Here is a 17886-nt window from a genome sequence, read left to right on the forward strand (position 1 = left end):
GGGCAGCTTTTGTCCGATTGTCAGACCTGACCCCGAATTTCAATGGCGGCGCTGGTCGGGGTAGGCGAGCACGCGCAGGATGACGCTGCGCGGGACCTGCTTGCTTTGCATGTAGATCCAGGCATTGGCGGCGCCCATTTGCGCCAGCAGTTCGATGCCTTTGTCGACCTGCATTGCCAGTTGATGGTTGTAGCGTGTATCGCTCATGATGCCGCCCCCGAATAATTATCCAATCATTATCGAATAATACTGTCGGGCGAGCAACTGGTTTCGAGGAAGCCCAGCAGTACTTCGTTGACCGCGGCGGCGTGCGTGATCGGGGCCATGTGGCCGCCGGCGGTAAGGGTCATTTGCGCTTGCGGCAGGGCGGCCGCCAGCGCTTCGGCTACGCGGCGGGTGGAGGCGGGGCCTTTGGCGCCGGCCAGCACCAGGGCGGGCATGTCGAGCTGGGCCATGTCGGCCACGGTGGCCGGTTCGCCCAGCAGGGCGACGAAGTCGAGCTTGACCTTGGCGATGCCGGCGGTGAAGCGGGCGCGCTGTACCTCGGGCAGGCTGTCGAAGGCGCCGTCGCGGTTCCAGTAGTCGATGAAGGTGCGGGTGGCGTCTTCGGCGGTGGCGGCGGCGCCGATGCGCGCCACCACGGCTTCGATTTCCTGGCGGCCGGCGTCTTGCGGCGACAGCAGGTGGAAGGCGACCGGTTCGAATACGGCCAGCGACAGCACGCGCTCGCGCATCTGGCGTGCCAGGCGCAGGGCGGTGGCGCCGCCGTAGGAGTGGCCGACCAGGTGGAACGGTTCGCCGGCGTCCAGGTGGGAGGCCAGCGCGGCGGCGACGGCGTCGGCTTCATGCGCCAGCGTGTAGCCGGCGGCGGCCGCTTCCGTCGGGAAGGCGGACTTGCCGTAGCCCAACAGATCGATCGCGATGAAGCGGTAATTGGCCTCTTGTTCGGCCATCAGGGCAGCCCATTGGCTGCGGGAGCTGAGTGAACTGTGCAACAGAACAACGGCTGGGCGTGGGTCTTGCGTAGTGTGCATCTTCTTCTCTGAAAAACCGATATCCAAAAGACAAGCCCGCTATTATACCGTGCTACCATGGGCAAGTTATGAGACTGCTACCCCGACTGTTGCTGGTCGCCTTGGGCAGCCTGCCGGCCAGTGCCAGCCGCGCGGGCGAGTCGATTACTGTCTTCTACAATGTGCGTCCGCCTTACCTGGTGCAGCAGGAGGACGGGGCGCCCGCCGGCCTCACCGGCACGCCGGCCCAGAAAGCCTTTACGGCGGCCCGGGTGCAGGTGCACTGGAGCATCATGCCGACCAACCGCCAGATCGTGATGATCCGCGAGAATGGCGGCCGCTATTGCGCCATCGGCTGGTTCCAGACGCCGGAACGCGATGCGTTCGCCAAATTCACCAAGCCCTTGTACCGCGACCAGTCGTGGATGGTGCTGGTCCATTCCGGCCTGGCGCTGGATGAGCGCGACAGCCTGGGCAATGTGCTGGCCCGGCCCGGCTTGCGCGTGATGGTCAAGGATAAGTATTCCTATGGCCGCGGCATTGATGAGCTGCTGGTGCGCCACAAGCCGGCCATCGCCGTCTCCACCGGCTCCAGCTTGCAAATGCTGCAGTCGCTCGGGGCGCAGAGTGTGGACCTGATTTTCGTGTCGGAGGAGGAGGGCCGCTACCTGCTGGCGAATGCGGTGTCGCTGGCCGGCAAGCTGCGCCTGTTGCGCCTGGCCGATATGCCCAGGAGCGAGACGCGCCACATCATGTGTTCGCGCGAGGTGCCGGATGAGGTGATCGAACGGCTCAACAAGTCGATCCGGTTCAACCGTTAGATGTCGAAATTCCTTACAGAAATCTGTTCATCCCACAACGTTCCCCTTGATTAACAGGCTTGGCGCAGAAATTGCTTAGTGCTTTCTGTACCGATGGGAGGCCCAAAGTGATCATGGAACGCTCTGCTTTACCCGCGCTGTTGCTGACGCTACTGCTCGGCTTGCTGATGCAGGGCATGCTGGCGGGGCTGCACTTTTCGACGGCGCGCGCGGAATGGGTGTACCGCACCCTCTACCTGGTGGCCTTGCTGCTGAACCTGCTTGCCGTGCGGCGCCTGAACCCTGCCTCCCTGTCGGCTGCCGTGCTGCCGCTGGCGCCGATCGTACTGGCGGTGGCGATTACGTACCTGTCCCTCAGCGATGCCGAGGCGCCGGCCCAGGTCACCCTGCTGCTGCTGCCCATCGTGCATGGTGCTGCGGCGGGCTGCATGCTGCTGTTGCCGCTGGAAGACGACGCGGCTTGAATTAGCGCGCGCTGGCGACCTTGTCGCGCAGGTCGAGTGCCTGCCGGGCCAGGCGCAAGGTTTCCACGTCGATTTTCGGCGGTACCCGTACCGGGGCTTTGCGCACCCAGTGGCTGCGGCCCTGCTCGGACGGCGGCAGCACGAAGTACTCCTTTTCCGGCAAGGCGCGCCGCGTATCGGCTGTGGTCTCGCAGGGCCGGTCCGTCAGCACGACGGTGCCGCGCGGATCGATGCAGCGGAACAGGGTGTCCTCGGCATGGGCCGGTGGCGTGGCGGCGCCCAGCGCGCTTGCGCAGCAGATAGCGCAGGAGATCATGAATTGCCGCATGGCGCACCTCCTTCAATTCGATGCGGCCAGTGTGCGGCAGGGGCGGTTTAGGGTCTGTGCGGCGTTTCACCGTGGGCGCGCAGCAGCGCGTCCCAGGCGGGAATGGCGCCGCGCCAGAACGCGTCGATGCTGTCGGCCTGCAGCTCCAGGCCGAGGAAGCGCGCGGCCGGCAGCAGGGCGCTGTCGAGCAGGCTGGCCGCCGGCGCGCCGGTATCGAACGCCTGGGCGCCGGTTTGTTTCGATAATTTCTCGCCGTCGGCATTGACCACCAGCGGCACGTGCAGGTAGCGCGGCTGCGGCAGGCCAAGCAGCTGCTGCAGGTAGAGCTGGCGCGGGGTGGAGTCGAGCAGGTCGGCGCCGCGCACGATATCGGTGATGCCCTGCGCGCCGTCGTCCACCACCACCGCCAGCTGGTAGGCCCAGAAGCCGTCCGCGCGGCGCACCACGAAGTCGCCCACTTCGGTGGTAATGTCCTGGCGCACGTCGCCGGCGAAACGGTCGTGGAAGTGGATGATGCAGTGCGGCTCCTGCGGCGTGCGCAGGCGCAGCGCGCGCGCCGTGCGGCCCGGCGCCAGGCCGTTGCGGCAGGTGCCGGGATAAACCAGGTTGGGCAGGCCGGCCTGGCCCAGGCGCAGCTGCGAATCGGCGATCTCCTTGCGCGAACAGCCGCACGGGTAGATGTGGTCGCCCAGCTGGCGCAGCGCCGCCTCGTACAGGTCCTCGCGCCGGGTTTGCCAGGTCACCTCGCCGTCCCACTGCATGCCGCAGCGCTGCAGCGACGCGAGGATATGCTGGTCGGCGCCGGCCACGTTGCGGTCCTTGTCCACGTCTTCCACCCGCACCAGCCATTGGCCGCCGTGCACTTTGGCGTCGAGGTAGCTGGCCATGGCCGCTACCAGGGAACCCAGGTGCAGCGGGCCGGTCGGGGAGGGCGCGAAACGGCCGATGTAAGGCGAATTCTTCATACGGCGCGTAGGATACCATCCCGCATGCTGCGCTGCAGCTTGGCGCGCCGCGCAAATCCGCTAGAATGCCCCGCGCGGCCCTCGGCCGACCCTATGGACAATCACCATTCGAAGACATGAAAACTCTCACTAAGTTCACCCTGGCCGCCAGCGTTGCGCTGGCATTGCCCGCCGTCGCCGCCAACAAGGCCGTGCAGCCGGTCGTGCAGGAAGCGCCTTTGCGCGCCCACCTGGCTTTCCTTGCCAGCGACCTGCTGGAAGGCCGCGGCACCGGCCAGCGCGGCGGCGACCTGACCGTCTCCTACCTGGAAAACCAGGCCATGGCCGTGGGCCTGAAGCCGGGCAACGGCAACAGCTATCGCCAGCTGGTGAAGATCGCCGGCGTCAAGACCGATGCGGCGGCTTCCAGCCTGCGCCTGGAAGTGAACGGCGCGGCGCTGCCGGCCAGCTTCGGCAAGGACTGGGTGTATGCGCCGGGCGATGCCAAGGCGGCGCACAGCTTCAATGCCGACCTGGTGTTCGTGGGCTACGGCATCACCGCGTCGGAAGAGGGCTGGGATGACTACAAGGGCCAGGATGTGAAGGGCAAGGTCATCGTGATGATGGTGAACGACCCGATGCCGACGGCCGAGGCGCCGAACCGCTTCGGCGGCAAGGCGCTGACCTACTACGGCCGCTGGACCTACAAGTTCGAGGAGGCCAAGCGCAAGGGCGCCATCGGCGCGCTGCTGATCCACACCGACGCTTCCGCCTCCTACGGCTACAGCGTGGTCAAGAACAGCTGGGACGGCGTGGAACGCTTCCAGCTGGCGCAGGGCACACCGGGCACCGAGCTGCAGGGCTGGCTGACCAACGACGCCGCCGTGGCCCTGTTCAAGGCGTCCGGCCTGGACCTGGACCAGCTGCGCGCCGCCGCCGAGCGCAAGGACTTCCAGCCGGTGCCGCTGAAAGCGAAAGTGGTGGGCGAGATGAAGGCGGAAGTGCGCCTGGTGGACCAGTTTAACGTGGCGGGCGTGGTGCCGGGCACCGATCCGAAGCTGAAGGATGAAGTGGTGATCTATACCGCGCACTGGGACCACCTGGGCAAGCAGGGCAGCAGCGGCGACACCATCTACAACGGCGCCGTCGACAATGCTTCCGGCACCGCCGCCTTGCTGGCCATGGCGCAGGAGGCGGTGAAGGCGCCGGCCAAGCGCAGCCAGATGTTCCTGTGGGTGGCGGCGGAGGAGCAAGGCTTGCTCGGTAGCGCGGCCTACGCCGAGGCGCCCCTGTGGCCGCTGGCGAAAACGGCCGCCAACCTGAACCTCGATTCGCTGAACTGGATCGGCACCACGCGCGATATCGGCACCGCCGGCAGCGAGCGCACCGACCTGGGCAAGATGGCGGAAGCCACCGCGAAGAACATGAAGATGGTGATCGCCAAGGAGAAGCCGGACCTGGCGGGCGGCTACTTCCGTTCCGACCACTTCAGCTTTGCCAAGGCGGGCGTGCCGGCATTCTCGATCACGTCCGGCAGCGACTACCTGGGCGACAAGGAGAAGGCGGAGCAGATGCGCGCGGCTTACCGCAAGAGCTACCACCAGGTCAGCGATGAATATGATCCTTCGTGGAGCATGGCGGGCATGACCCAGATGGCGCAGTTCACCCTGAACCTGGGCCGCATGGTGGCCGATGCGCCGAAGATGCCGGAGTGGAAAGCCGGCGACGCCTTCGGCAAGGCGCGCGCCAAGTAATAGCGCTTACGCGGCGGCGCCCAGCCGCCGCGTTGCCGCGCTGCGGCGTTCTTCATTCTTCATGGTTTCGCGCATGGTCAGCTGCACGAAATCGAGGTGCTGGTGGGCCGCGCGGCCCGCCACATCCATGCGGCGCTCGCGCACCGCTTCCCAGATCGTGCGGTGCTGTTCGCGCAGCTGGGCCCACAGGTCCGGGCGTTCATTCAGGTAGGCCAGGTTGCTTTCCACATGCCCTTGCATCACCTTGTGCAGGCTGGAGCTCAGGTGGCCGATCAGCACATTGTGCGAAGCCTCGGCGATCGCCTGGTGGAATGCCACGTCGGTCTCGATGCACTTTTCCATATCCTGTCCCGCGAACGCCTGCTCCAGCGCCAGGTAGCAGCTGCGGATGCGTTCGAAGTCTTCTTCCGTGGCGCGTTCGGCCGCCAGCTGCGCCGCCTGGCCTTCCAGCATGTGGCGGAACTCCAGCATGTCGCCGTGGATGTCGGGGTGGTCCTTCAGCATTTGCTGCCAGGGGTCGGTGAAGGCGGCCTGCATCGAGTCGGTGACGAAGGTGCCGCCGCCGTGGCGCGTCACCAGCAGGCCTTTGGCCACCAGGGACTGCAGCGCGCCGCGCAGCGAAGGGCGCGACACGCCCAGCTCCACCGCCAGTTCGCGCTCGGCCGGCAGGCGGTCGCCCGGTTTCAATGATCCTTCCAGGATGCGAGTTTCGAGTTCGGTGGCGACGACGTCGGACAGGCGTTGGGCAGAGGGCATAGCGGCGCTGGGCTAGTGGTAAGACCACGGGATGCTACCACAATTGACCCGCGCGCACGTGGTGGTCTATATTGCAACGCATGATGAATTTAGCGATCCTGTCCCTCGCCGTGGCCGCCAGTGTGAACAGCATTGGCTATCCGTCCGTCGCGGCGGCGCTGGAGGCGTTGAAGGCGCGCGCCGATGTCACGGTCACGCTGCAGGATGGCTGGACCATCGCCGATGACAAGGCGAACAATGCCTTGTGGTCGTTTGCGCCGGAGTGGCATGCGGCTTATCCGGCGGTGGTGAAGCGCACAGTGGTCAATGCCGATGGCCAGCCTGCCATCAGGATGCATACCCTTTGCCAGGGGACGCGCGAAGCGTGCGATGCGCTGGCGGACGAATTCCAGCGCGTCAACGCGGCCTTGCAGGCGGCGCTGGTGGCGCCCAAGCCGTCCGCTGCGGCGCCGTGGAAGCCGACTGCTTCGCAGAAGGCGCGGGTGGAGGAGTTGAGCAGGGCGTACTTCGCCGATAAGGATGCGCAGCGCTACCGCGAGGCGTGGACGCGGCTGGCGGCTGCGGCGCGGCAGGAGTTCAGCTTCGAGGAGTGGCGCAATGCCGCCGCCGGGGCGGCGGCCAAGGCCGGTGCGGTGCGGCAGCGCGATCTGAAGAAGGTGACGATCTACCGTTCTTCGCAGGGCGGCACGCCGGGAACCTATGCGGCGGTGGATTTCACCGGCCGTTTCGCCAATGCCGATACCTATTGCGCCTACCTGGTCTGGAGCGAGCAGGCGGATGGCAGCTTCCTCCTGGTGCGGGAGGAGGAAAACTATATCTACAAGGCGACCGAGGCGCAGCTGACGCCGGAGCAGCGCAGCAAGATGCGCGGCGTCTACCGCTGCGTGGATTGAGTCACTTCGCGGCTTGCTGGCGCAGCGCTTCCAGCGTGCGCGGCAGGCTGCGCTTGCTCATCATGTCGACGATCCAGCCGAAGCCGAACGGTACCGGGCCGGGATCGGCATACACGTGGTATTCGACCAGGGTCTTGCCGGCGTCGTTGCCGGGCTGCGGTTTGAACAGCCAGTAGCCGGTGGTGTCGGCAATGGTGTCGGCTGGCGGCAGGCCGCTTGGCACCAGGCGCCAGGCCAGGCGGCATTGGCCGGCGTCGGATTGCGGCTCCAGGCGCAGGCGGTACTTCTTTTCCTGGCCCAGGGGCAGGTCGAGGGTCAAGTCCACCAGCACGTAGCCTTCGCCGGCGCCGACGGTTTGCGCGCTTTTGGTGTTGGGCATGTAGCTGGCGTAGGCGGCGTAATCCTGCACCAGGGCGCACAGGCGCGGCACAGGTGCCTGCACCAGGGTCCAGGCGGTGAAGGCTTTGCCGGGCTGGCCGGTGCTGTCGGCCTGGACGACATGCACGGCGCCGCCGGCCAGCAGCACGGCATCGGGCGCAGCTTGCGGGGCGGGCGCGGCCAGCGCGGACGCAGGCGTGCCGGCGGCGGCCAGCGCGAGCGCGAGTGCTGCCGCCGGAGCAGTGGCGGCGCGCGGCAGGCGTGGGGCTTGTGGTGGCGGGCTGGCGCTGCTCATTTTTTCAGGGCGAGCGTGATGACGGTTCCGGTCAGGTCGATGCCGCGGATCGAGATGCTGCCGAACGATGGGCCGCCTGGCGCGGCGCCGTGGACGCGGATATTGTTGAAATTGATCTCGCCTATCGTGGTTGGCAGATTCAGGCTGATCGAGCCGTCCGGATTGATGGTGCTGGCGGCGCGGTGGGCGGCGTACACCACGTTATGCACGCTGGTGTCCGAATCGAGCACGCCCAGCACCGGATTGACCAGCTTGGCCAGGTCGCCGATCACCTGCACGCCGTTGCGTTTGAGCTGGTCGCGTACCTGGCGCACCAGTTCATCGTCCAGCCCTTGTGCCGAGACGCCTTCCAGTTCGCCCTCCGCCAGCGGCTGGAGCGCGCCGTCGCTGCGCGGCAGGGCCGCCGGCGCGCTGATGGCGGCTGGCGCGGCGGCGATGGCTTCGGCGGCATAGGCTTCCAGCGGCGCGAAGATGGCGCCGATCAGGGCCGCCGCCGAGCGCACGCGGCGCTGCTTGCGCAGCATATCCTGCACATGCTGCTGCGTCACCAGGTTCCACTCGGCGAAAATCTCGCCCAGGCGCTGGCCGGTCTGCCGCTGCTGTTCGATTGCACGCTGCAGCTGCTCTTCGGTGACCAGCTTGTGCTTGACCAGCAGCTGGCCGAACAGCTGGGCCGGATGTTCGGGTCTATACCATGCCATGTTTTTCTCCATGATTGGCGAGATCGGAAGGCGTCATGCCGAACCAGCGCTTGCAGGCGCGGTAGAAGGCGCTCGGCTCAGAGAAGCCTAGCTGGAAGCTGAGCATTTTCAAGGACAGTTCGCCCGCCTCCAGCGACTGGCGCGCCAGTGCGCGGCGGGTGTCGTCCACCACGGCGGAAAAGCTGGTGCCTTCTTCCGCCAGGCGCCGCTGCAAGGTGCGCTCGCTCATTGCCAGCAGGCCTGCCACCGCCTCGCGGTGCGGCGGCCCTTTGGGCAGCAGCGAAGCCAGGATTTCCTGCACCCGCGCCGTGAACGCCGGAGGATGCGCCTCCGCCAGCTGCGCCAGCACCGGCGCGCCGGCCGCCGGGCCGGATTGCGGCATGCCGCCGTTGGGCAGCGCCGCCACCATGTCGGAATCGGAAAACTCCATCACGTTGTGCGGCCGGTCGAAATGCACCGGGCAGCCAAAGGTGCTCTGGAAAAAGGCGGCGTTGGCCGGTTCGGGGAAGGCGTATTCCACCATCACCGGCACTGCGTCGTCGCGCCCCGAGGCGCAGCGCAAAGTGCGCAGCAGCACGCACCAGACAAAGTCGTAGCGCTGGCGCGGCACCGTGCGGTGCAAGCCGGGCAGCAGGATGCCGACCCGGGTATGGCCGTGGCAGCGTTCGATCGTGCTTTGCACGGTGGGTGAAAGCAGCATGATGTGGCCCATCACGCCCAGCCAGCCCAGGCGGTGCGGGGTGGAGACCTTGAGGCCGATCAGCGGGTCGCCCGAATGCTCGACCAGCAGGTCCCACAAGTGGCTCAGTTTGTCCGACAGGGTCAGGGCGTCGCAGGCAATGCCGTCGCCTTCGTCCAGGCCGGCCTGCGCGAACAGTTCCTCCGCCTGAACGCCGGAGTGCAGTAAGCGCGACTTGACGCCGCGCACCAGGTGGAGAGCCGAAGAGTAGCTCATGGCCCAGGCTCCCGGTCAGGGCGTCACCGCGCCGCGCAGGCGCATGCCGATGCGCTGCTGCAGTTCCTGCAACTTGGGGTCGATCACGGCGCGCGTGTCGGCCGCGACGCTTTCGCCGAGCTTTCTCTGCAGCTCCGGCATCATGGTTTCGAATTTCTTCTTCACCGGCGATTCGAGGATGGCGATGATCTGGCGCAGTTCGTCCTCCGAAAAGCGCTCGGCCAGCATCGGCGCCACGGTGGTGCCGACCAGCTTCTGCGCGCTGGCCTGCGCCACTGGCTTGTTGTCGTCCATGAACTTGCGCGCGTCGGCCACAATCTCCTTCATGGCCGCGTCGCGCTTCTCGGGCGACACGCGCCCCTGCAGCACCACGCGCGCCTGCTGCACCGCGTCGCCCACCGGCGCCTGCAGCATCGACTCGCCGATGCTTTCCGGATGCCACAGCTGCAGCACGCGGTTCACCAGTTCCTGCTTGGCAGGGGCCGTGCTGGCCGCCTGCGTTGTGCCGCCGATGGCCAGGGCGGCGACCATGATCGCGATTTTTTTCATCGTTGTGCGCTCCTAGAAATGTTCAGTGAGACTGAGCCCGACATAGCGGACCTTGATGTCGCCAGCCACGTCCTGGCCGGCGTAAGGGTTGTAAATGATGTTGAGGAATTTGCTGCTGTTCATATTGTCCGAAGATTCGGCCGGTGCGTTGAAGCGCCCCTGCATGTAGGAGCCGGTCAGGTTCAGCTCATATTTTTTGTTGATGCGCCAGTTCAGGCCAACGCTGTACAGCCGCGTATCCGGCAGCGGCGCGATCAGGTCGATCTTGTTGGCCGGGACCGAGGTCTTGCGCGGCTCGTAGCCGAAGCGCAGGGCCGCGCCCTCGAAGGGGAAGAGCTGCAGGCCGTACGCCATATTCAGCACGCTTTTGTAGCCGCGCGGGATCTTCAGCCTGGTCGAATCGGGAATGCCGTACAGGCGCGCCACCTCCAGCAGCTTCACGCTCTGGTCGAACTCGAAGGTGAGCTGGTTCCAGTCGCTCCAGCGCGCATAGCTGGCATCCACGTTCAGCTGCACATAGCGTATCGGCTTGAACTTGAGGCCGACCTGCAGGTGGGCCGGGAAGGGGATGCTGGCCGACAGGTTGCCGTGCTGCGTGACCGGGATCGAGGTCGGCATGCCCAGCACCGCGCCGGCCACCGGACCGAACAGGCTGGAGTTCAGGCCTTTGACGAAGTTGCGCAGCATCGGCTCGGTGTCGAACTGGTAGTGGCCGGTGTAGCGGGTCTTGGAGCCGCCCTGGTACACCGCGCCCAGCGCGAACCAGGGCCTGGGTTCCCACAGCACGCCCAGGTTCAGGGTCGGGTCGACCGGCGCCGTCATCTGCAGCCGCATGGCGGCCGCCTTCTTGAACGGGTTGACCATGCCTTCCTTGCCGCCGCCGCACAGGCCGAAGCCGAAGGTGTCGATGACGTTGCCGCCTTCCTCCGGGCACCAGCCGGCCTGCAGCTTGCCGAAGATGCCCAGCAGCTCGTTGGGGAAGCGCATATGCGTATCGACCACGAAGGCCGAGTGCGCGATCGGCACGGCGGCGCCGAAGCGCAGCGTGTCCGAGTACTTGTAGCCGACGGCGGGCGAGGCGTACACCAGCCGTTGCAGCTGGACCTGGCGGCCGTCGAAGCGACCCGGGTCGTTCGGGTCGGTGGTGCGGTCAAGGCTGATCGCCTGCGCCATGTAGGAGTTGGTGGCGAAGGTCCAGGGCGAGCCGGGCTTGTTCCAGGCGAAGCCCAGGCTGGGCACGATCACGCCGGGCAGGCGCCAGCCCGGCATGCCGTAGCCCGGCACGTACATGGTCTGGCGCATCGGGCCGGTGCTGGTGCCGCTGAGCGGATCGTCCTTCCAGCCGCCGATGTCGAAGCCGTCCGGCCGGTGGATGCTGGCGCGCGCGCGGATCGAGGCGCCGAACGCCGAGTGCTGGGTGCTGTCGCCCCGCAGGCGCGCCAGGCCGGCGGGGTTGAAGTGCACCGAATCGATGCCGGGCGGGTCGGCCGTGACGGCGTTCCCGAGCGCCATGGCCACCACGCTGGTGGTCAGGTTCTCCACCAGCGCGGCGTGCGCGGGCAGGGCGATGGACAGCGCGGCGGCAAGCGCGGCGGGAAGCGCCGCCAGGCGGAGCGGGGCTCGCATGGCCATCCCGTCAGAACGCCAGCGGCAGGTTCAGGCCCACCGAGAAGTTGGGCGAGTCGCTGGTAAGGCCGATGCCGACCGACAGGTTGACGGTCTGCTTCGGCGACATGCGGTAGCCCAGGCCAAAATTCAACAGGGCCGAAGTCTGGGTATTGGTGCGCACGTTCAGGCCGTCCGCAAAGCGCAGCTTGGCCCCTTGCGCGATCGCGCCCTGGAATGACATGGTGGTGGAAATGCCGTACGACAGCGCGTAGGCGAAGCCCAGGCCGAAGCCGAACTGGGTGCCGGGCGCCACGCGCGTCAGCACGCGGCTGCCGTTGGCCTGGTGCAGGCCGGTGGCTGGCGCGCTGGCGGTGAGCGACATGGAACCGAACAGCGCCACCGGGTCGACAATGCGGTTGACGTTGACGCCGGCCGAGAGGGCGGCCACGCCGCTGCCGGTTGCTTCGCCGCTGCCGGCGATGATCTTGAACGGGCTGCGGCCGGTGGGCAGGCGCAGGTTGCTGGTGAGCGTGACGTTGGCCGTGTCGCGCCGCGCTTCCCATGGCTGGTAGCGCGCGCCCAGCGCCAGGTCGCCCAGCGAGAACGAGGTATGGTTGCCGCCGCGTGCTTCGGCGAACTTGGCGATCACCGGTAGCGTGATGTTGGCGGTCAGGTTGTCCTGCACGCCGTAGTCGGCGGACAGGGTGTTGGTGACGATGTGGGCCGAGACGTTTTCGATCTCGAACAGGGTCAGGCCTTCCACCGTGATGTCGGTGACGATCTTCTCTTGCCCGATATAGCTGTAGTTCAGGTCATAGGTGAACTGCTTTTTGCCTTTGCGGATCAGGGAGTATTGCTTGTCGACTGCGGTCAGCGTTTCTTTCAGCAGGGCGCTCTGGTCGCCTTCGCCTTCTTTCCTGGCCAGCGCATCGCGCGCGGCGGCTGCCGTGCTTTCCTGGGCGCCGGCGGCCGAATGCACCAGCAGCGCGGCCAGCAGCAGTGTTGCGTATTTCATTCTCGGGTTCCTTATTGACGATGCATCCAGGTGCGGGCGGCGCCGGAGTTGACGGCGCGTTCCAGCAGCTGTGTGGTGTTGTTGAAAGGGTCCAGCCGGCCACGGTTGGTCACGCGGTCCATGTCGACCACGCCCAGCTCCTGGTCATTCAGCGCCAGTTGTGCCGGCGCTTTCTGTCCGGCAGGCGCGGACAGGATGAAGAGGGTGTTCTTGTCCCACAGGCGGGCGAATTCCTCGACCGAGAAGGCGAGGTTGCCGGCCGACGGATCGGCGATGAAGACCACGCCGTCGCGGATGCCGCGCAGGACCACGAAGTGCTTGCTGCCGGCGTGGTCGATCGGCACGATGGCCGGCTCGGTCAGCGTCAGCAAGTCCTTCACTTCGGCGCGGTAGCCGGCGGCGGGCACGTTGAGCGAGGCGGCGTAGCGCTTCATGTCGAGCAGCGAGAAGCCGCGCCGCTCGATGATCTTTTCCTTCTCGCCTTTCTCCAGCATGCCCTCCATGGCCTGCTGCTCGCTGACGTCGATCCCGAGGTGGAATTTGAGGATGGTGACCAGGGCGGCCGAGCCGCAGCTGTAGTCGTAAGCCTGGCGCACGATGTGGCGGTACTTCAGCTCCGAGAACGGCTCCATGCGCACGGCCTGCGAGTAGCTGCCGCCGCCCAGCATGGTTTGCGGCATCTCGTACTGGCCTTGCGGGCGGTCCTGGATGTCATGGCGGGAAAGGGCGGCGGAACCGCCGATCAGGGCGGCCAGAACGCCCATCAACAGCATCAGCATGGCAGCTCCCCGAATTTTGGGTAAGCGCTGCCCTTGCGCGTCGCACGCGCGTCGAATCCTGCTCCCATGACGTCTCCTGATTATGCGGACGAACGTTCGTCCTTGCTCTTTTGTTATTCAATTTACGCATGTTTCGCGCCGCACGGGATGCAAATAAATTAGATGCACACCTCTACTTCGCTCGCGAAAACTTATGCTAAAGCGCGCAACAGGCTGCAACAAGCGTGCAACAGCGCTCTTCCTCTGGATGGCTCGCCAGGCCAAGCATTTGGCCTGCGCGGTCAGTGCGAAACGCTAGACCCTTGGGAACGGCGCCACATATCATGAATTTAATTAATATCTAAACAATATTAAGACAGCGCTTCGCCGCCCCGGGCCCACCAGGCCTGGCGGTCCGGCAAGGGGGCGCACAGGAGAAAACCACACCACTATTCAAACGGAGATAAACGATATGAAACGTATTGCCACCGCTGTTGCTGTCGCCCTGTCCACCCTGGCCCTGTCGGCTTCCGCCATGACCCCGATCAAAGACGCAGACCTGAGCGCCGTGACCGGCCAGGACGGCGTGTCGATCGGCGCCAACCTGAACATCAAAGTCGAATCCTTCGTCTACACCGACACGGACGCGCTGGACGCCAACGGCCTGGGCGGCGGTTCGGTGAGCTTCAACGGCATCAAGGTCAATGGCCTGATCGCCGCTTCGATCGACATCCTGTCGCGCGCTTCCTTCCTGCAGGCTGCCGGCGCCGCCGGCGTGACCAATCCAGGCACCTTCTACAACGCCGCCACCGGCGGCGACGTGGTGCAGATCGCCATCCCGGCCGACGTGCAAGTGGCCGCCGGCAAGCTGCTGAACATCTCGGTCGACGCGATCAAGATGGGCAACAGCAACGCCTCCTACGGTTCGATGGCGATCAACCAGCTGGACCTGCGCGGCACCCAGGTGTGGATCTGGGCACACTGATCGGCGTTGCGGCTGCCTGAGCGGCCGCAGCACCGCTTCCTCCAAGATGGAATCCCGTCTCTTTGCGGCCGCCCTCGCGGCCGCCTTTTTCTGCGCACCGGCGTGCGCCCAGCTGCGTCCCATGAGCGACGACGACCTGTCGCGCGCGCGTGGACAAGGGCTGCTTGCCATCAGCAACAGCTCGCATGGCGGCTTCGATTTCACGCGCGTGGCGCTGGATGCGGAAGTGGAGCTGAATGCGCGCCTGCGCAATATCCGCCTGGGCGATTACCGCTTCCCGGCGCGCGAGGGGAGCGGGGCGGATATCGACATGCCCTTGCTGCATTTCGGCCAGGGCGGGGGCAAGGTGTCGATCACCAATCCCTACTTTGAAGTGGTGTACCGCGACAGCGAAGTAGTGGGGATGCGCATGGGCTTTGACACGATACGCGGCGACGTGGGACTGAAGGTGAACAGCCTTTCCGGTTCGCTGCTGGTCAGCGGCGTGGACAGCAATGGCCAGCCGGTGACGATCGATTCGCGCAGCGACAGCGCTGGCGGCAAGCGCTGGGATGGCGCCGCGTCGCTGGTCGGCGTGCGCGCGGGAGACGCCTCGGGGCCGAGCCGCGATTTCTGGATTTCCGTGCTGAAGTCGGGCGTGCAGTTCCAGGCGCCCGCCGGCACGACGCAGGTGCCGGATGCCGCGCAGGCCGGCGTCTGGCTGAATTGGCGCGACAAGCTGGTGTCGCTCACCGCCTTGCCGCCGGCGGCCATCGGCCAGCCAGCCGCGCCCGGCGCGCCCGTCACGCCGCCGGTGACGGTTGCGCTGCCGCCCGCCGCAGCGTCGATGCAGGTGGGGCGCTGATGCCGCCGGCACCGCGCCTGGCGCTGCGCCGCATCGCCTGCCTGCCGCTGCTGGCCAGCGTGGTGCTGGCGCCGGTTTCGGCCCAGGGATTGCGCCCGCTCAGCGACAATGCCTTGTCCGACGTGCGCGGCAGGGATGGCGTCAGCTTTGACCTGAGCGGCTACGCCATGCAGGGCGACCTGCGCGTCACCTACACCCGTCCGGACGGCGCCAGCATCTGGGCCGCGAACCCGAGCGCGTCGCGCAGCGACAGTGCGCAGCCATTTTCCGATCCCTACCGCTTCGACATCGTGCGTAGCGCGAACGGCCTGGCCGACGTGGCGCAGTTCTCCTTGCCGCACAACGCCGGCGGCGAACAGAAATGGCAGCTGGCCTACGACTTCGGCGTCAATGCCGACGGCGTCGAGCGCTATGGCGGCGCCGTGGTCGTCAGCAACCTTGCCCTGTATGGCGGCGGCTGGCAGTTCTCCACCCCGCGCAACGAAGACGGACTGGCGTTCGGCGCCGCGCTGCGCATGGAGATCGGCCAATGGTCGCTGCGCCCCAATGGCCGCAACAGCAGCAGCGGCATGCTGGCGCTGGACAATATCCGCATCGGCGCCACCGACGAAGCGGGCAACTTCACCGGCCAGCCGTGGGCCATCGCCGATGTGGCGCGCCAGCCGGCGGTGGTCAATGCCCTGGCCGACGCCAGCGGCCCGCGCCTGCATATCGGCATCGGCGCGCCGGACGCGCAATACGGCAGCGGCGTGGCGCCCAGCGGCGGCATCGAGATCGGCAAGATCAGCTTCGCTTCACCCAACGGCAACGTCGACCTGGGCTCCTCCCGCATCGGCAACATCCAGATCAACTACCTCGACATCAAATTCAAGCAATGAAACGCTTTGCCGCCATGCTGCTGCTTTGCCCCGCCATGCTCTACGCCGCGCCGCCCACGGCGCTGGACGACAGCGAGCTATCCGGCGTCAGTGCCCGCGACGGCATCAGCTTCGCCGCCCATATCGTGGTGAACGACCCGAAACTGGTCGGCGCCGTCAGCGACAGCCGCCTGTCGCTCGGCTTCCACGACGGCGGCGAGCCGCGCTACATCGTGCTGCGCAATGTGCGCGGAACGGTCGACATGTTCGCCATCGGCATCAACGTCAAGCAGCGGCCGGACGGCGGCGGCGACTACATCGCCATCACCCTGCCGGCTTATACGCGTTACACCAATTTCGGCTTCGAATCGATGAGCGTGCAGAACGACCCGCAGGCCGCCGTCAGTGGCAACCTGGGTAGCGTGAACCTGCATGGCAGCCTGCAGATGCAGGGCGAATTCCGCATGTGGGCACACTAGGCGGCGGCAGCGCGCCGCCAGACAAACTGGCCGCCGGTGGGTTACTATTCCGGCATGAAAGCCATTTCCGCATTACTGTTCGCATTGCTCACCACTGGCACGGCGCATGCCGGCCGATTGGTGGTGCTGGTCGACACCAGTACGGAAATGCCCCTGGCCGATATCGACAACGCACAGCTGCGCGGCGGCATCCACCGCGACCTGGCGCAAGCCATGGCGCGCAAGCTCAATCGCGAACTGGTGGTGCAAGTGCTGCCGCGCAAGCGCATCGCCGAGGCGCTGCAGACCGGGCGGGGCGACCTGCTATGCCTCTACCTGCCGGAGTGGCTGTCCGGGCGTTTCCAATGGACGCAGCCATTTTTCCCGCAAACGGAACTCCTGGTATCCGCGCTGGGCGCGGCGAAACCGCAAGCGCTGGCCGACCTGGCCGGCCAGCCGGTCGGCACCGTGCTTGGCTACACCTATCCCGAGCTGGAGGCGGCATTGGGAACACGCTTCAAACGCAGCGACGTCACCTCCAACGCCATTAACCTGCGCAAGCTGGCCGCAGGCCGCATTCCCCACGTCGCCACTATCAAGGCGTTCTATGATTACCAGCAGCGCAAGGGCGAGAAGCTGAACGCGCATGCGCCGCTGGTCATCAAGCAATACCTGACGCGCTGTGCCGTGTCGCCAAACAGCAACGTTCCGCTGGCTGAAGTCGACCAGGCGATCGCGCAGCTGGTGGGCGATGGCACGATCGGCAAGATCCTGTCCAATTACCAATAGCGCATGAAGGCTGCCTGCACACTGCTTTTGAGCCTCCTGGTGAGCGCCGCGGCACATGCGGAAACGCTGGTTGTGCTGGTCGCCAGCAGCGTCGATATGCCGATGGCCGATATCCGCGACGGCAAGCTGCATGGCGGCGTGCACCTGGACCTGGGCCAGGCGCTGGCGCGCAAGCTGCACCGCGAACTGGTGGTGCAGGTCCTGCCGCGCAAGCGGCTGGAGGGCGCGCTGGCAGCGGGACGCGCCGATATCCTGTGCACCTACCAGCCGGAGTGGCTGGAAGGGAAGCATGCGTGGACGCAGCCGTTCTTCCCGCAGTCCGACCTGCTGCTGACAGCCCTCAGCGCAGCGCGGCCGCACACTGTCGCCGATGTGCGCGGACAGCCGATCGGCACCGTGCTGGGGTTCGCCTACCCGGAGCTGGAGCGGGCGCTGGGGGCGGGCTTTGTACGTTCCGACGTGGCGTCGTCGGTGGCCAACCTGCAGAAATTCAGGCTGGGCCGCATCAGGCATATCGTGGTCGACAAGGCGATCTACGACTACCAGGCGCGCATCGGCATGGGCTTGAACGCCCACCCGCCGCTGGTGGTGATGCACCAGCTGACGCGCTGCGCCGTCTCGACGCGCAGCAAGATACCGTTGTCCGAAATCGACGGCGCCATCACGCAGCTGGTGCGCGAAGGGGCCATCCAGAAAATCCTCTCCAACTACCAATAAGCAC

22 protein-coding genes are annotated in these 17886 nt (G+C 66.3%); 10 read left to right on the top strand and 12 right to left on the bottom strand.

Annotated elements, in window-relative coordinates:
- Window positions 1-39 precede the first annotated feature (39 nt).
- Both ACE3TQ_RS14915 and ACE3TQ_RS14920 read right to left on the bottom strand, forming a co-directional pair.
- Complete coding sequence (locus ACE3TQ_RS14915; RefSeq protein WP_374583067.1) at window positions 40-207, bottom strand: hypothetical protein; 168 nt, start codon at window positions 205-207, stop codon at window positions 40-42.
- A gap of 29 nt (window positions 208-236) precedes the next feature.
- Window positions 237-1034, bottom strand: coding sequence for an alpha/beta fold hydrolase (locus ACE3TQ_RS14920; protein ID WP_374583068.1), 798 nt, complete (start codon window positions 1032-1034; stop codon window positions 237-239).
- Window positions 1035-1102: 68 nt separating this feature from the next.
- Between ACE3TQ_RS14920 and ACE3TQ_RS14925 the strand changes: the two genes are divergently transcribed.
- Both ACE3TQ_RS14925 and ACE3TQ_RS14930 read left to right on the top strand, forming a co-directional pair.
- A complete protein-coding gene (locus ACE3TQ_RS14925) occupies window positions 1103-1834 on the top strand; it encodes a hypothetical protein (RefSeq protein WP_374583069.1) in 732 nt (243 codons plus the stop codon).
- 113 nt (window positions 1835-1947) lie between these two features.
- The gene (locus ACE3TQ_RS14930) at window positions 1948-2298 is read left to right on the top strand and encodes a hypothetical protein (RefSeq protein ID WP_374583070.1); all 351 of its coding nucleotides are present in this window, start codon (window positions 1948-1950) and stop codon (window positions 2296-2298) included.
- 1 nt (window position 2299) lies between these two features.
- Here ACE3TQ_RS14930 and ACE3TQ_RS14935 read toward each other — a convergent pair whose 3' ends face one another.
- Window positions 2300-2626: a hypothetical protein gene (locus tag ACE3TQ_RS14935; protein WP_374583071.1), complete on the bottom strand. Its 327-nt coding sequence runs from the start codon at window positions 2624-2626 to the stop codon at window positions 2300-2302.
- Between the two features lie 47 nt (window positions 2627-2673).
- Entirely contained in the window at window positions 2674-3591 is a 918-nt protein-coding gene (gluQRS, locus tag ACE3TQ_RS14940) for a tRNA glutamyl-Q(34) synthetase GluQRS (protein WP_374583072.1), read from the bottom strand.
- 116 nt (window positions 3592-3707) lie between these two features.
- Between gluQRS and ACE3TQ_RS14945 the strand changes: the two genes are divergently transcribed.
- The gene (locus ACE3TQ_RS14945; protein ID WP_374583073.1) at window positions 3708-5324 is read left to right on the top strand and encodes a M28 family peptidase; all 1617 of its coding nucleotides are present in this window, start codon (window positions 3708-3710) and stop codon (window positions 5322-5324) included.
- Window positions 5325-5330: 6 nt separating this feature from the next.
- Here ACE3TQ_RS14945 and ACE3TQ_RS14950 read toward each other — a convergent pair whose 3' ends face one another.
- Complete coding sequence (locus tag ACE3TQ_RS14950) at window positions 5331-6080, bottom strand: FCD domain-containing protein (protein WP_374583074.1); 750 nt, start codon at window positions 6078-6080, stop codon at window positions 5331-5333.
- Window positions 6081-6160: 80 nt separating this feature from the next.
- Between ACE3TQ_RS14950 and ACE3TQ_RS14955 the strand changes: the two genes are divergently transcribed.
- Window positions 6161-6973 carry a DUF4019 domain-containing protein gene (locus tag ACE3TQ_RS14955; protein ID WP_374583075.1) on the top strand — a complete coding sequence of 271 codons (813 nt, stop codon included), beginning with the start codon at window positions 6161-6163 and terminating at the stop codon, window positions 6971-6973.
- 1 nt (window position 6974) lies between these two features.
- On the opposite strand, the gene ACE3TQ_RS14960 is transcribed toward ACE3TQ_RS14955, so the two are convergent.
- The 7 genes from ACE3TQ_RS14960 to ACE3TQ_RS14990 are packed head-to-tail and all read right to left on the bottom strand — an operon-like array spanning window position 6975 to window position 13253.
- Window positions 6975-7646, bottom strand: a complete 672-nt coding sequence (locus ACE3TQ_RS14960) for a hypothetical protein (protein ID WP_374583076.1) — start codon at window positions 7644-7646, stop codon at window positions 6975-6977.
- On the bottom strand, window positions 7643-8347 hold the full coding sequence (locus tag ACE3TQ_RS14965) for a hypothetical protein (protein WP_374583077.1): 705 nt from the start codon (window positions 8345-8347) through the stop codon (window positions 7643-7645). Before ACE3TQ_RS14965 ends, ACE3TQ_RS14960 begins: the two co-directional genes overlap by 4 nt.
- Window positions 8334-9302, bottom strand: a complete 969-nt coding sequence (locus ACE3TQ_RS14970) for an AraC family transcriptional regulator ligand-binding domain-containing protein (RefSeq protein WP_374583078.1) — start codon at window positions 9300-9302, stop codon at window positions 8334-8336. The genes ACE3TQ_RS14965 and ACE3TQ_RS14970 overlap by 14 nt, the downstream gene beginning before the upstream one ends.
- A 15-nt stretch (window positions 9303-9317) precedes the next feature.
- A complete protein-coding gene (locus ACE3TQ_RS14975; RefSeq protein ID WP_374583079.1) occupies window positions 9318-9851 on the bottom strand; it encodes a DUF2059 domain-containing protein in 534 nt (177 codons plus the stop codon).
- Between the two features lie 12 nt (window positions 9852-9863).
- Window positions 9864-11477, bottom strand: a complete 1614-nt coding sequence (locus ACE3TQ_RS14980; protein ID WP_374583080.1) for an OmpP1/FadL family transporter — start codon at window positions 11475-11477, stop codon at window positions 9864-9866.
- Between the two features lie 10 nt (window positions 11478-11487).
- The gene (locus ACE3TQ_RS14985) at window positions 11488-12474 is read right to left on the bottom strand and encodes a transporter (RefSeq protein ID WP_374583081.1); all 987 of its coding nucleotides are present in this window, start codon (window positions 12472-12474) and stop codon (window positions 11488-11490) included.
- An 11-nt stretch (window positions 12475-12485) separates the two neighbouring features.
- A complete protein-coding gene (locus ACE3TQ_RS14990; protein WP_374583082.1) occupies window positions 12486-13253 on the bottom strand; it encodes a C39 family peptidase in 768 nt (255 codons plus the stop codon).
- Between the two features lie 451 nt (window positions 13254-13704).
- Here ACE3TQ_RS14990 and ACE3TQ_RS14995 point away from each other — a divergent pair, with 451 nt between their 5' ends.
- The 6 genes from ACE3TQ_RS14995 to ACE3TQ_RS15020 all read left to right on the top strand — a co-directional run bounded on the left by ACE3TQ_RS14995 (window position 13705) and on the right by ACE3TQ_RS15020 (window position 17882).
- Entirely contained in the window at window positions 13705-14217 is a 513-nt protein-coding gene (locus ACE3TQ_RS14995; protein WP_374583083.1) for a DUF6160 family protein, read from the top strand.
- A 121-nt stretch (window positions 14218-14338) separates the two neighbouring features.
- The gene (locus tag ACE3TQ_RS15000) at window positions 14339-15061 is read left to right on the top strand and encodes a hypothetical protein (protein WP_374583084.1); all 723 of its coding nucleotides are present in this window, start codon (window positions 14339-14341) and stop codon (window positions 15059-15061) included.
- Complete coding sequence (locus tag ACE3TQ_RS15005; protein WP_374583085.1) at window positions 15061-15939, top strand: DUF6160 family protein; 879 nt, start codon at window positions 15061-15063, stop codon at window positions 15937-15939. Before ACE3TQ_RS15000 ends, ACE3TQ_RS15005 begins: the two co-directional genes overlap by 1 nt.
- Complete coding sequence (locus ACE3TQ_RS15010; RefSeq protein ID WP_374583086.1) at window positions 15936-16397, top strand: hypothetical protein; 462 nt, start codon at window positions 15936-15938, stop codon at window positions 16395-16397. Before ACE3TQ_RS15005 ends, ACE3TQ_RS15010 begins: the two co-directional genes overlap by 4 nt.
- Before the next feature lie 54 nt (window positions 16398-16451).
- A complete protein-coding gene (locus ACE3TQ_RS15015) occupies window positions 16452-17165 on the top strand; it encodes a substrate-binding periplasmic protein (RefSeq protein ID WP_374583087.1) in 714 nt (237 codons plus the stop codon).
- A 39-nt stretch (window positions 17166-17204) separates the two neighbouring features.
- Complete coding sequence (locus ACE3TQ_RS15020; RefSeq protein ID WP_374583088.1) at window positions 17205-17882, top strand: substrate-binding periplasmic protein; 678 nt, start codon at window positions 17205-17207, stop codon at window positions 17880-17882.
- Window positions 17883-17886 lie beyond the last annotated feature (4 nt).

This window comes from Pseudoduganella sp., assembly GCF_041914865.1.
In the GTDB taxonomy this organism is placed as follows: Bacteria; Pseudomonadota; Gammaproteobacteria; order Burkholderiales; family Burkholderiaceae_D; genus Rugamonas.